Origin of the sequence: Lentilactobacillus kisonensis DSM 19906 = JCM 15041 (assembly GCF_001434135.1) — a bacterium.
GTDB classification, from domain to species: domain Bacteria; phylum Bacillota; class Bacilli; order Lactobacillales; family Lactobacillaceae; genus Lentilactobacillus; species Lentilactobacillus kisonensis.
Map to the genome: position 1 here is coordinate 87,341 of NZ_AZEB01000008.1, position 13,551 is coordinate 100,891.

Here is a 13,551-nt window from a genome sequence, read left to right on the forward strand (position 1 = left end):
GAGTGTAAGTCTCCTCCGAGGGAAATTCCCGGTTCTGGAATTTTTCTCGGAGGTGCTTACACGCAGGTTTCTGCCTGACGCAGCTGTCCTAAGTTCGTTTTAAAAGCCGTCAATCAATTAAAAAAGCCCCTTTCAACGTACATTGAAAGAGACGATAGGTGTTTGTCAACATCTGCATAGCGCTCCGTGGTATCCCCACGACAGTCCTTAGCCTGTTAAACTAAGTCCCAACAACCTGTTTGAAAAGCAACCAGTCATTTCGGCGTTTATCCCTTTTTGTCTCAGTCATCACTTCTTTTCAAGTTCCTGAAACATACTAATAATAAACGCGCCTCTATTCGAATATATCGATTAATTAATTATTCAACTTTTAAACAGTAAAAAGTGTAACGCTATTTGCTATAAATGACAAATTTCAAACTCTTTCAGGCCCTCTTAGCAGTGTACAGTAGCTTGTCACGGCCAGCAATTGGATCATATAGTTGACCAACCGATTCAAATCCCAACTTTCTCAATAACGCCATTGAGGCCCGGTTGTCACTAAACACTTCGGCACTCACCGTTATCCGATCTGGAAGCTGCGTTAATACTTTCGCCAAGGCTTCAGTCATAAATCCTTGGTTCCAATACTGGGGAGCAAGAAAGTAACTCAGCTCTAAATGATTCTCATCAGGAAGATGATTTTCACCGATTGCTGGAAAAAATAGCACCGCCCCCACTAGCTGGCTCTCATGATAGACCCCCAATGAGCCAGGAGCCTGAATCTGCCGCTTGGCAACTTCACCAAGCATTTTTTGATTCCCAATTAAGTTAAAACCAGCACCAGTACCGACTTCTGGCAATGAAATCAATTGGCAATATGCGTCAAAATCATGCATTGTCAGCCTGCTAATCGTCAGCCTTTCAGTTGTGAAATCTGTTTGCATGGAGCCCTCCATCTTAACGGTCAATTCAATTATATCTTTGTATTGACAACAAATCGATACCTGGCAATTCTTGGCGCATATTTAATATAGAGCATTTCAGATACTAACAACCAAGAATAGGCAACCAATGCCGCCCCAATCGTGTCAGTTGGGTAATGCGCATTTAAATAAACTCGTGAGAACATTACCAAAGCTAACCAAACCACCATCAAAGCCCGAATAATAAATCGCAGTGATGCATGGCGAACCAATGGTACGACAATAATCCAAAGCATTGAAATCACTAGAAAGGCGCCCAACACGTGGCCGCTTGGAAAACTAAAGCCACTGTCGACCCCTAAGTGAAGTGGCGGCCGGTGCCTTCTAACAAGCTGCTTAACAACTGCTCCTAAAACATCACCGAATCCAAGCGTAAATATTGCCCACAGCGCGGGCACTTTGTATTTAAATCCCCAGAGCAGAAAAGCAATGATGAATATCCAGAAAATATCCAGCTTCGGCTCAGCAGAAAAGGCAATCAGCAAGGAAAATTTTTCTAGCCCCTCAGTTGGCGCAGATCCCTGAATTGCGGTGGTAAATATTGAATCTAAAAATTGCAAATAGTCGAAATTAAATGCCACTGAAACGGAAAGAATCGCGGTAATCAACAAGCTAACAATTAACTTAATTGGTCGGTTAGAATCCGTTTGCAGCAACATATCATCTTGAATCCCGTACATCTTCAACAATCCTCTCTTAACTAAACTCAATTTCGAGTATATCACATCAAAGTTGGCGGATTGTCGATTATCAAATTTTTAAAACTCTTTTAATGAGACAACGCACTCACTTTCATCATTACAGTCAAAAGGACATTTCATCACTAGAAGAAATTGACTGTACGGAATGGCTCTGCAGTGTATAATTTGTAAAGTTAGTTCGATCAAATAATTGGGAGTGATTCAACTTGATTAATTATGCATTATTAATGATTGCCATCGGCTGTTTTGCCGGCATTGCTGGCGCCATATTAGGGCTTGGTGGCGGCATCATCCTCACGCCAATTTTAACGTTACTGATGGGTGTCGACATTAAGTACGCAATTGGTGCCAGCATTGTCGCCGTTATTGCGACGAGTTCCGGAGCGACTATCGCTTATTTGCGTGATGAAGTCTTAAACTTACGAGTTGCCATGTTTTTAGAGATTGCAACAACTCTAGGTGCATTGAGCGGTGCCCTATTAACCGGCGTAATTGACCCGAAATATTTGTACATCCTGTTTGGCCTATTACTACTCTTCTCTGGCTATAATATGATCCGCAAGCTGATTACCCACACGGAATTATTACATCGGGCCAAGCCAGATCGACTCGCCGCTAAGTTCCGTCTGGACAGTTCCTATTATGATAAGCAAATGATGAAAAAGGTTAATTACCAAGTCGAGCACATCCCCGGCGGTCTTGCCGTTATGTATGGCGCAGGAATTGCCAGCGGCTTACTTGGCATTGGCTCTGGCGCGTTTAAAGTGATCGCGATGGATACCGTGATGAAAATGCCACTTAAGGCTTCTACCTCAACGAGTAACCTCATGATGGGTGTTACCGCCGCTGCCAGTGCCACCGTCTATTTCTTTAACGGTTCCATTAAGCCCCAAATTGCTGTCCCATTAGCTCTGGGCATTCTGGTAGGGGCTATGATCGGTTCACGTGTGATGCAGCACCTGTCCGCTAGGGTGATTCGCATGATCTTCGTGCCAATCCTGCTCTACATTGGTATTCAAATGTTCATGAAAGGAATTTAATCATGAAAAATTCAAACGAATCGGTAAACCAAGAAATGGCTGACGTCGAACTTATCATTGGTAAAATTCTGCAGCTTGGCGTGATTATCTCTGCCGCCATTATGTTGATAGGACTGATCTTACTAATTGCAACTGGCAGCACTGGTTTTCCTGCTGGCCAGTATCCGACTGATTTCACTGAAATTGGTAAAGGGCTTTTAAGCTTTAAACCTTATTCAATTATGATGCTAGGCATCTTCTGCTTAATTCTGACACCAATTTTACGAGTGATCGTTTCCATTTATTCATTTTATAAGGAACATGACTTTTTGTACGTTGTTATTACCAGTATTGTGCTGGTGATTTTAATGATTAGTTTTGTGTTCGGAATATTAAGATAATAACAATTTTGTGAAATTTTAAAAAACCTGGGAATAGGCGTTTAGATCCCAGAATTTAATGAAAGCAGGCCACTATTCCGAGTTTTGGGAATAGTGGCCTGCTTTCATTAAATGGCAAGGATCTGCCGTTTATCGCAAATTTAGTCAATTAATATAAGAGTAGTAACCAAAGTTTCCGTTACAAATAAAAGAAATAATTAATGTCCCGGCCCTTTTTGGATTACAAACCTTATTTCACCATAATATGATCCGTGAATGTCAACTACCTAAGCCTCGACATTAGCTACTCCTTTATCTTGATGTGACCCGCCTCAGTCACAAAGTGATAACGAACAGCATTTTTAGCATTCCGATTGCCATACTTACTTCTGGATCGACCGTATATCGATCTGCCACCTATATCTGAATCCGCAAAGATGTAAGTTCTGCGATCCCGCTTGACTTGACCATTAATTGAACCAGCTTCACTATCGGCCGTAAATCGTTTAGAAACATTCTGACGATTAAATGAAATGAATCCCGCATCCGTCTCAGCAGATAATGTTCCAAATGTATTCGATTTTAAAGTGATATTTCCGAAGTCATTCGAAATCGTCCCCGTTTTAAATTTACTTGAATTGACCGCAATATGTCCCATGTTGTCGATATTCAAGTTATTAGTAACGTTAACATGGTTAAGGGCCAGATTACTCTCACCGGAATAATGAAGCCGATCTACTGAAATGCCATTTAGTCTGACATGACCATTCAAATGATCAGTGTTATATTCTTCTAAATTCGCGCTTAGCGAGACTAAGTTCTTATTCTTGGGAATTGTAATAACCGTTGTCCCAAAATTCTCCTCAACAGAATGAAATCCACCTAAAAAGAAAACCTTTCGCCAATGTTTTGAACCCTTGACGTTCAGTATTCCTCCGTGCTGAGTAACCGTTGTTTTACTCGGTTTTGCAACCACGACATGGGACACGTTTCCGGTTTGAATTGTCGTTGGATTAGAGGTTGAAACCCGAATTTGCTGAACATTTTGATAATTGCTCGACTGGACTTTATTGGCGCCAACGCCAACAACATTAAAGCCATGGTCCCAATATACCGTTCGCCCGCCGCCGTTTAAACCACCGAACAAAAAGGCGGCAGCTCCCAATACCATCAGGCTGATTCCCAGAAGATATATTCTTTTCATGATTGAATTCCTTCTCCACTTGGCATTTTTTAGATAATGATTAACCGCACTGCTTCTCGCTACTTGGTGACTAAGTTAGCTGAGATGCCAGCTTAACAGCTTAATAACCAAGATTATTTCCGAGTTGTAACATCACCAACATCGCTACTAAACCTGTAACGAACTGGATTCTTAGTATAGGGATTCCCATAATCACTGTTGGAATGACCAAACAACGACTTATCGCCAACGTCCGTACTCAAAGTTATCTTTGTTTGCTTATTAACAGCAACTTTCCCATCGATATCACCAACATCGCTGTGCGCGGTAAAGCTCTTTTGAATCCGTTGCTTATTAAAAGAAATATCCCCGGCGTCACTGCGGGCGCTCAGACTTTCAAATTGATTCGATTTCAAATTAATGTCCCCAGCACTAGCTGATATTTGTGCCCGTTTAAATATGCCAGAGCTGATATTCTTATCACCAGTTCCGGTTAATACTAAATTGCCAGTGGTGTGAACATTATCTAGTGAAACGTCCCCAGTCCCGGAATAGGAAATCTTCTTAGCCGTAATGTCATTTAATTGAAGATAATCGTTATCATTTTCACGAACACTATTACTGGAACTACCGTTAATTGAATTTAATTTAGCATTCTTAGGTACTGTAATGACGGTACGGCCATCATTGGCATTAATTCTTTGAAAACCACTCCCGAATAATACAATTTTCCACCGAGTATGTGGCTTTGAACCATGAACCATTAAAGTGTTACCACTTTCAGCTACCTTTACCTTTTGAGGATAGCGAACGCTTATTTTACGAACGTCTCCACGTTTAATTACGACGGCATGAGTCGACAAAAGCTTAATCTGGTCAATATTACTAAATTGCTTAACTCGTCGTGAATGACTTTGCCCCTGACTTCCCTTCTCAACATCAAATCCGTGGTCCCAATAAATGGGCTTGCCGCCGCCATTACCAAGTCCCAAGGAAAACGAAATAATGCCAACGACCATCACAACGATGCCAATCACGAATGTTTTCTTCATCGTCGGCCCCTCTTTCTATTTTGCTCTGCTCGGTTTGTGGGCACAATTTTCTTATAGAGCCATCTTGAAAACGTCGTAACTCCTTGAATAAGCCAACTAACAATGGCTCTAACTGCTGGAACTAACATAATCAAAAAGCCGATCACAAATAGTCCAATTCCCAAATAGAACAAGCCTGTCCAAAATGACTCAATAATCGTTCCTAACCCAACAACGAAGGATACGACACCGGTAACAATTGCAGCAAAGAAAAATGACACAACGGTTATAATCAAGGCACCAGTAACGGCAATCCCAGCGACAAACAATGCTGCCGCAACGATTGCAATTGGAATTGTAACCGGTGTTGAAAGCAGTGCCAATAAAATCAACCAAATTGTCCTAACATCATTTTTTGACCGCTGACGCCTGCTTGTATTTGCTTGCGGATTTTCAAAGCTTTTAATCGAGTAATCGGCTAGTATTTTTCTGGCAAGCTGGCGTGGCGTCCCAAGTTCTCTCACACAATCGTTATACGAAGTGAAATGACCATCCTCCAGAAATTCTGTATAAAAATCAACGGCCTCATTGCGGTCACCTTCGTCTAACTGTCCCAACAGCGCGCTTAATTCCTCAATATAATCATTCATCAGCCTTGCCATCTCCTAACATCTTATCAATCCCCTTCTTAAACTCCTGCCATTCTACTTGAATCATTTGGTATTGCCGCTTACCTTCCGCGGTGATCTTATAGTAACGGCGGTTTCGGCCTTGATACGGCTCATCATAAGTCGATAACAAGTTATTCTTCTTCAGTCTTCTCAAAACTGGATACATTGTCGATTCTGAAACTGAAATAGATTCTTGCATTTTTTGGGTTAACGCATAACCGTAATAATCATTCGTACTCAAAAGTCCCAAGACGCAGCCATCAAGAAGCTCGGAACTTATTTGAATCGCCATATTGTCACCTCCACAATACTATTTTGTATATAATATGATTTCATATTCATGATACCGCATTTAATTTTCCTGTCAATAAAATAAGCCGGATTACCTTCGAATTTACTCATTCGAAAATAATCTGGCTTGCTTAAAAAATCGTTTCTATTCTGATATTAATTTCTAGCTCTAGTTTGCCGAAACTTCTGCTGAATTTTATTTACCAACTCGGCCACAATAAATCCCAAGGCGATAGAACCAGCAATCCAGACCACTTGGGACAAATAGTTAAACGCAACCTGATAGTTTCCCAGCGCAAAATTCTTAATTGAATTATATGCCTGACCACCTGGGACTAATGGTACCAATCCTGGAACGTCAAAGAGAATGCTGGGCATTTTTTTCCAGCGGGCAATAATGACTGATAAGACGCCAATTACCAATCCACCAAAAAAATTAGGCGCACCAAGGCCGCCCCATGTGGTTAAAATCCAGTAATAAACCAGCCAACCAATCGTAGCATTGATGCCAGCAATGTTAAGGGCCTTATGTGGCAGATTAACGATTAAGCCAAACCCAATTCCAGAAAGATAGACACAAACACATTTAATCATAAAAAACGTCATTTAAATTCCCTCAAAAAAAGTGCAAGGCAATCGCAACGCCAAAGCCTAGCGCACACGCACTAATCAACGCTTCGATTCCCCTTGCCGGACCACTGATTAAGTTACCAGATAATGCATCTCGAACCGCATTAGTTAGCGGAATTCCCGGCACAAGTGGCATTAATGCCCCAATGATGATGTCATCAGCTTGGATACCTAGGCCCAGCTTAACTGCCAGAATTGCTAAACTAGCTACGACCGTCGCAGCAATAAACTCACTTAAAAACCTAATTTGAACGTATATATTCAAGAAGTAGAGAACCGCCCAGCCGATCATCCCAACTAAAAACGTGATCCCAAAATCCGGTAAGTTGTTTTGAAAAACAACTACCAATGAGCCACTTACAAGCCCGGCACCCAGCAATTGGACCCATAATGGGAACATCGCCACTAAGTTGTCAATGTTTTTTAAATCATCATAAAATTGGGCAATCGTAATCTTCTTCGCCTCGTATTCCCGAGACAGCTCATTGACCTTTGCGACTTTTTCCATATCCAAAACCCGTTTGTCAATCGAGCCAACTTGAGCTCCGACATCCGCTACCCCGCCGGAAACAATAATGCCGGTTAATGTCGCATAAATATTAGCATCCGCCAAACCAGCATTCCTGGCAATTCGAAGTACCGTATTATTAACCCTGGTCATTTCAGAACCGGACTCAATCATAATTGTTCCAGCAAGAACACAGGTATCGATTACGAGATGATCGTAATTTTTTTGTTGATCAGCCATTTACTCACCTCTTACACAAACTAAGCGTGGACGAGGAAAAGTTCTTAGTCCACACTTTATTGGCAAAAAATTAAACCTCGGATGACTCGTTTGATCGTATTTTGATTGGAAGCTTGCGCATAAGCATCTTTAACAAGAGTCCCAAGCCCGGGGATACATTTTGAGTTTACATGGATCCAGTCTTTTAGGCTTCACAGAATAGGACCGCTCCGCAAAGCAGAAAGCTGCACCTAAGCTAACTCGATCAAAAATCCCAAGCCCAGGGATTTCCGATCGAGTCAACTTAGGCTCCGCTTTCTAAGCGCTTTGCTCCGCTCACTTACTTTACAAACACATAATGCGCCGTCTTATACCCAATCACCAACCGCTTCTTATCAGTTAAATTGTCAACTGTAACCGATCCTTCAAAGGGGTCATGGGAGATTATCTTTAACTGATCGCCTATATCCAGCTTAATATCCCCCAATAGCGTCAACAAATCGTGGTTATCAATGAACCGGTTCACTACTACCGTTTCGCCATCCTTTGCTTCCGTTAAGATTTTATCATGATCCTTAGCATAATGACCATTCCTGTCGGGGATTACCCCACCATGTGGGCATCGTTTTGGATGACCTAAGAAGTCGTCTAGATGATCAATCATTTTATCACTTGTGACGTGCTCTAGCCTTTCAGCCTCATCGTGGACATCTGGTAAGTCGAAATGCAATGTGTTGGTCAAAAAGACTTCCCAGATTCGGTGTTTTCTCACCAACTCCTCGGCGTATTTCATTCCCGTAGCTGTCAACCTGACGCCTGAATATGGTTCATGTTCCACTAACTTCTCATCGACCATTTTATTAACCATCTCAGTGACTGAACCCGCAGCAATATTTAAACTAATCGCAATTTGTTTATTGCTAACAAGCTTGTTGGCGCCACCTAACTCAAAAATTATTTTTAAATAGTCTTCCTTCATTGGGGTCATTTGTGCCGTAATCTCCTATTTTATGGAATATCATTGCCGCGATCGTAAATAATATCTTCATCCTCACCGCGAGTCGTCTCAGCTTGAATGGTTACGTGGCAAACGTGATATTTATTTTTCAAAACTTTGGTAATTTCTAAATAAATTGGTTCTGCTTCGCTAATTTTCATATCATGCATATTAACGTGAGCCGAAAAAATAATATTATTCTCGTCAATCGACCAAGCATGGACGTGATGAACACTAAACACCCCGTCAATCTGGAGTAAATCGTGCTTAATCGCCTCATAGTCAATATTTGGTGCTCCTTGCATCAATATTCTAGCGGTTTGGCGAACAATCGGAACGGCTTCATAAATAATATACAGGGCAACCAAGATCGTGACAATTGGATCTACAAGTGTCCAATTATATAAATCAATTAAAACACCACCGACAATAATCGCAATTGACGATAACGCATCGCTCATAATATGTAAATAAGTCGCTCGCATATTTAAATTGCTCTTTGACCCAGCATTTAGCAGGTATGCCGACAATAAATTGGCAACTAGCCCAATTACTGCAATCGCTAACATTAAATTACCATCTATCGGCTGAGGATTACTAATTCGCTTAATGGCTTCAATCATCAAGAAAACACAGATTAACCCTAGTGCAATTGCATTTAAGAAGGCCGTAATGATCTCAGCTCGTTTATAGCCAAAAGTATTGCGGGCGTTCTGTCGGCGCTTGCTAATCCGACTAGCAACATAGCTGAAAACAATCGAAAATGAGTCCCCTAGATTATGAAACGCATCAGATATTAACGACAAGCTTCCTGATAGAATGCCACCCACAAACTCGGCAATCGTGATAACAACATTCAGTACCGTAACCCAGAAAAAACGGTTACCGCCTACTTCTTCGTGATTATGATTATCCATAAACCAATCACTCCAATCTAGGTCTATTATCACATTACTGCGCCATTAATTCCATAGCCGTTCAACATTTTTGTTAGGCAAACAGAGATATGAAACTCCAAAGCTTCCTAAAATGCAAAAAAGCCGCGACAAACAAAGTTCATCGCGGCCCTCAGAGAGGCATCGGCATCCTATTGGTTTTAATCAAATTTCATTTCGTTCATACTCGAATACTGATCCAATTTAAAATTGGATACTCAAAGTGCTTCTATTCGCACGATGGAACTCTTTTTTGTCATATCACTTGTGCAATCTAACAGTTATACAAACGACAATCTAATTAATTACTACATAGGATGCCAATACCCTCTATGCATAGAATATCATTGGATTATCAATTTAACAATCGTTTTGCCTAGATATTACAACGTTTAATTAGCTGATTAACATCATCGATTGATGACCCATTTTGAATAAAACAGTGAACTAGGTCTAACCAATACATATCCGTATCATCAAGCAGTGGTTCGGCCGACAAGCGCGGCTTGGTTGGCACCAGGCCATTATTTATGTAGTTACAGATAACATCTGGCCGACTATTAATTTGCTTAGCCGATTCAGCTAAAGTGAGTTTCATAATCCGTTCTCCTGAAATTTAAAAATTTATAATCATCCTACTCAACCATTCTCCAAGCACCCTCGTTAGCTTTAGAGATTTGGTTAATGAAATGTAAAATTGAAGCTGCGCGGTCTTTATCATGATCAACCAATAAATTCAGCCCTTTGCCAGTCATCATCGGCTCGCTTAAAGAAAACTGCTCACCCTTCTTATCACCGGTCGAAAAAGCCATTACCGTGTGCCCATCTTCAATTTCGGTAATAATAAAAAACATGCTAAAGTCATCATTATCTTTCATATAAGCCGGCATTGCCCAGATCCCATCACTAATTTGAATCAACTCTTCATTATCAAACCGGTAATCGCGGTGATTCTTATCATTAACGGGCTTATCCAGTACAAACAGCATTTTGTTAAAGACCGGATCACCTAATTTAATATTATCTTCCATATTAATCCCCTTTAATTACTTATAGAATCGTGCAAGAACCATCTTACTTGGAATTGATTATTTCTGCAAGGTTAAATCCAAGAGTGCGAAACCAAGCGATTAGAAAGCGGAGCCTAACTTAGGTGCAGCTTTCTGCTTGGTGTAGCACGTTTCCGCAATGTCGCCAAAGAGATGTTTGAAAAGCAGCTTACCACCAGCTCCTGCTTTACACCCCCAACTTCTACTCCTCAATTTTAACGGTATGACCAATTTCACGTTGCGTATCCGTTGTCCATCCCATCACAAGTCCAAGGATCCCAAAACCAATTGTAACTAACGATGTCCAACCATTAATTCTACCAAGCACCCCATAAAAGACAATTCCTTCAACAGCTCCAACCCAGGCACCATGGATAATTGCTTGACGAACGGCACTCGGATACTCAACAGCCGCCACTTCGCGATAATTCAACTTTAACCGTGAAATTTTATGCATCACGTACAAACTAACTCCTCCGTAACCAATAACGAGGTTCGCAAACGCAAACATGATAAACATTGATCGATTGAGTAACCTATCAGGAAGAAACGGAATAACTAAGCTTGTTAATAGCACATAAAGCCTCAGATACACGAACGCATTCAAAGCTAATTGATTAACTTTTTTAATATTCCGCTCATCCAATACACCTCTAATCCCGAAAAAGTATCTCATTATTTTAATCATAACGTTTTCTTTAATTCTCATCAGCCACCTTCCAAAATAACGTGTTTAAATCGGTCTCCAACACTTCTGCTAATTGAATGCAGAGCTTTAGCGATGGATTATACTTGCCATTTTCAATTAAATTAATGGTTTGCCTGGCCACACCAATTTTTTCAGCCAGGGCAAATTGAGACAATCCTTGTTTTTTTCGATATTGTTTGACCCTGTTCAAACCAGTCGATCTCCCCTCAACAATGGCAGTTCATTGCCAGCAATTGCACTTTAACGAATTTTTTCTCAATATGTCAATTATATATGACAAAAAAGGAACTGGAAATAAATTCCAGTTCCTGTAACTTATTTTTATTAAACTGATAATAAGCTCTGTTCCTTCACTGCTTTTTGCATGTGATCATACAAATGGTCGCCAATCACATTGGTCCCCACAGTTTTGAACCCTTTTCGCTCGTATAACTTCTTTGCTTCGGGATTTTCGAAATCAACGTTCAAACCGATCACCGACTTGCCATCATTCATTGCCATTCGAGGGACGGCCGCTAGCAACTTGCTGCCAATTCCATGGCCCTGATAATTCGGGTCCACGGCAATCGAATCCAGATACCACTCATCAGAATGGGTTTCGGAGTCAGGAATATACGGTTCTTTAAAATCGGCACTCTTCTTTGATAAATTAATTAGAACCTTGTTGATATCGTCCTCATTTTCGCTGGGGTAGCCAAACACAACCCCAACAACTTGACCATCGGCCTCGGCCACCACGGTGGATGCTTTACGTGACAGATAAGTTTCTGTCTGGTAAGCCCTCGTGATGACCTTGGCTAATCCAGGTTCGGGAACGTCGTCTAATTCATCAAGTTCCATTTCATCAAAAATAATATCAATTAACGGGGCTATCTGGCCGGCGTCATCTTGCTGTGCTTCTCTAACGGTTATCAAAAAAATCCTCCTAGTTTGTAAGCAATGCATTGTGTTACATAATATACTACTGAAGTTTTCATGGGTTGTCAAAAGTGAGCGGAGCAAAGCGGTTAGAAAGCGGAGCCTAAGTTGACTCATTCAGGAATCCCTGGGCTTGGGATTTTTGAATGAGTTAGCTTAGGTGCAGCTTTCTGCTTTGTGCAGCGGTCCTATAACAGTGAGCGGAGCAAAGCGGTTAGAAAATGGCGCATAAGTCTCCTCTGACAGAAATCCCTGGTTTTGGGGGATTTTTGTCAGAGGTGCTTATGCAGAAGTTTCTGCTTTGCGCAGCGGTCCTAATATAAGTGAGCAGAGTCAGGCGCTTTGAAACCGGAGTGTAAGTCTCCTCCGAGGGAAATTCCCGGTTCTGGAATTTTTCTCGGAGGTGCTTACATGCAGGTTTCTGCCTGACGCAGCTGTCCTAAAACAGTGAGCGGAGCAATGCAATCTTACTTCATGTATCCTAGTCAATCAGTTGTAAATTAGAAAGGCATTTAACCTATTACCACCTCAAAAATCTCATTTTTCACGATCCCTTTCATCATCATGCAACACATTTTCACTTAACCCACTTTTAACATTCCCCGGTTGATTACGCTGAATCAAATCAAGTTCCGTTCTAATTTGTCCCAAAATCTCGATTTCTAGTTTTTGAATTTCCAACGAATGTGGTAACTGGTTTTGGGTTAAGTTGTCTAACTTGGCATGGAGAATTCGTAATTCATGCTCCGATTTTTGGTTAACATGATAGTCGTTTTCAGAATTCATTCGGTCACGGTCACTGGCACGATTCTGACTCATCATGATAATTGGGGCCTGAATTGCCGCGATACAACTTAATGCTAAGTTAAGTAAAATGAATGGAAACGGATCAAAGTGCATGCCAAATAACTGTAAGCCATTAATTAGCATCCAGGCAATCAACACAAACGTAAAAATACCAATAAATCCCCAGCTACCACCAAATCGCGCAACTGCGTCTGAAACCTTCTGCCCAAAGGTTAAACTCTTTGCCAAATTATCGTTGACATCGACAATATCGTAATCATCACTTTGCATTGCCTTAGTCAGTCGATGGTTAATCTTTTTTGTCTGCTTAACATCAGAATTAATCATCCCATCAACTCGCATTAACTGATATTTTAATAAATCGTGATCACAAATAAAATCAGTCACCTTAGCAGTCGGGTGATCACCCTTAATCAAATTTCGAATTGCTGGTTCCAAGTCTTTTAAATAACGACCATCAATTTCCATGTGCCGTTGATGGTCGATAAAGCAAATTGCTGTCGTTTCTTCAACCATACTGTCCCTCCTAGTTTAATTG

General features: G+C 41.0%; 18 protein-coding genes and 1 riboswitch. Of the genes, 2 read left to right on the plus strand and 16 right to left on the minus strand.

Annotated elements, in window-relative coordinates; genetic code table 11:
* Positions 1-169: 169 nt before the first annotated feature.
* Positions 170-345: riboswitch (Lysine riboswitch) on the minus strand.
* An 80-nt stretch (positions 346-425) separates the two neighbouring features.
* Together FC98_RS05805 and FC98_RS05810 are read right to left on the minus strand one after the other, a co-directional pair.
* A complete protein-coding gene (locus FC98_RS05805) occupies positions 426-926 on the minus strand; it encodes a GNAT family N-acetyltransferase (RefSeq protein WP_054654627.1) in 501 nt (166 codons plus the stop codon).
* A 29-nt stretch (positions 927-955) separates the two neighbouring features.
* On the minus strand, positions 956-1,645 hold the full coding sequence (locus tag FC98_RS05810; RefSeq protein WP_008855839.1) for a phosphatase PAP2 family protein: 690 nt from the start codon (positions 1,643-1,645) through the stop codon (positions 956-958).
* A gap of 227 nt (positions 1,646-1,872) precedes the next feature.
* Here FC98_RS05810 and FC98_RS05815 point away from each other — a divergent pair, with 227 nt between their 5' ends.
* Positions 1,873-2,706 carry a sulfite exporter TauE/SafE family protein gene (locus FC98_RS05815; protein WP_040470927.1) on the plus strand — a complete coding sequence of 278 codons (834 nt, stop codon included), beginning with the start codon at positions 1,873-1,875 and terminating at the stop codon, positions 2,704-2,706.
* Positions 2,707-2,708: 2 nt separating this feature from the next.
* Positions 2,709-3,086, plus strand: a complete 378-nt coding sequence (locus tag FC98_RS05820; RefSeq protein WP_008855837.1) for a DUF1634 domain-containing protein — start codon at positions 2,709-2,711, stop codon at positions 3,084-3,086.
* Between the two features lie 283 nt (positions 3,087-3,369).
* Here FC98_RS05820 and FC98_RS05825 read toward each other — a convergent pair whose 3' ends face one another.
* The 14 genes from FC98_RS05825 to FC98_RS05890 form a co-directional block, all read right to left on the minus strand.
* Complete coding sequence (locus FC98_RS05825) at positions 3,370-4,269, minus strand: DUF4097 family beta strand repeat-containing protein (protein ID WP_008855836.1); 900 nt, start codon at positions 4,267-4,269, stop codon at positions 3,370-3,372.
* Positions 4,270-4,382: 113 nt separating this feature from the next.
* Positions 4,383-5,300: a DUF4097 family beta strand repeat-containing protein gene (locus FC98_RS05830; protein ID WP_054654629.1), complete on the minus strand. Its 918-nt coding sequence runs from the start codon at positions 5,298-5,300 to the stop codon at positions 4,383-4,385.
* Entirely contained in the window at positions 5,297-5,929 is a 633-nt protein-coding gene (locus tag FC98_RS05835) for a DUF1700 domain-containing protein (RefSeq protein WP_008855834.1), read from the minus strand. Before FC98_RS05835 ends, FC98_RS05830 begins: the two co-directional genes overlap by 4 nt.
* A complete protein-coding gene (locus FC98_RS05840; RefSeq protein WP_008855833.1) occupies positions 5,922-6,242 on the minus strand; it encodes a PadR family transcriptional regulator in 321 nt (106 codons plus the stop codon). Before FC98_RS05840 ends, FC98_RS05835 begins: the two co-directional genes overlap by 8 nt.
* A gap of 155 nt (positions 6,243-6,397) precedes the next feature.
* Complete coding sequence (locus FC98_RS05845) at positions 6,398-6,847, minus strand: threonine/serine exporter family protein (RefSeq protein ID WP_008855832.1); 450 nt, start codon at positions 6,845-6,847, stop codon at positions 6,398-6,400.
* Between the two features lie 10 nt (positions 6,848-6,857).
* A complete protein-coding gene (locus tag FC98_RS05850; protein ID WP_008855831.1) occupies positions 6,858-7,619 on the minus strand; it encodes a threonine/serine exporter family protein in 762 nt (253 codons plus the stop codon).
* 319 nt (positions 7,620-7,938) lie between these two features.
* Positions 7,939-8,586, minus strand: coding sequence for a metal-dependent transcriptional regulator (locus FC98_RS05855; protein ID WP_054654631.1), 648 nt, complete (start codon positions 8,584-8,586; stop codon positions 7,939-7,941).
* Positions 8,587-8,606: 20 nt separating this feature from the next.
* The gene (locus FC98_RS05860; RefSeq protein WP_040470926.1) at positions 8,607-9,512 is read right to left on the minus strand and encodes a cation diffusion facilitator family transporter; all 906 of its coding nucleotides are present in this window, start codon (positions 9,510-9,512) and stop codon (positions 8,607-8,609) included.
* A gap of 394 nt (positions 9,513-9,906) precedes the next feature.
* A complete protein-coding gene (locus FC98_RS05865; protein ID WP_054654633.1) occupies positions 9,907-10,128 on the minus strand; it encodes a hypothetical protein in 222 nt (73 codons plus the stop codon).
* Between the two features lie 37 nt (positions 10,129-10,165).
* The gene (locus FC98_RS05870; protein WP_008855826.1) at positions 10,166-10,561 is read right to left on the minus strand and encodes a hypothetical protein; all 396 of its coding nucleotides are present in this window, start codon (positions 10,559-10,561) and stop codon (positions 10,166-10,168) included.
* 220 nt (positions 10,562-10,781) lie between these two features.
* Positions 10,782-11,288 (minus strand): DUF3278 domain-containing protein, encoded by a 507-nt coding sequence (locus tag FC98_RS05875; protein WP_235803588.1) that lies wholly within the window; start codon positions 11,286-11,288, stop codon positions 10,782-10,784.
* The gene (locus tag FC98_RS05880) at positions 11,278-11,478 is read right to left on the minus strand and encodes a helix-turn-helix transcriptional regulator (protein ID WP_008855822.1); all 201 of its coding nucleotides are present in this window, start codon (positions 11,476-11,478) and stop codon (positions 11,278-11,280) included. The genes FC98_RS05875 and FC98_RS05880 overlap by 11 nt, the downstream gene beginning before the upstream one ends.
* 134 nt (positions 11,479-11,612) lie before the next feature.
* The gene (locus FC98_RS05885; RefSeq protein ID WP_040470925.1) at positions 11,613-12,203 is read right to left on the minus strand and encodes a GNAT family N-acetyltransferase; all 591 of its coding nucleotides are present in this window, start codon (positions 12,201-12,203) and stop codon (positions 11,613-11,615) included.
* A gap of 540 nt (positions 12,204-12,743) precedes the next feature.
* Positions 12,744-13,529, minus strand: a complete 786-nt coding sequence (locus FC98_RS05890; RefSeq protein WP_008855820.1) for a DUF1003 domain-containing protein — start codon at positions 13,527-13,529, stop codon at positions 12,744-12,746.
* Positions 13,530-13,551 lie beyond the last annotated feature (22 nt).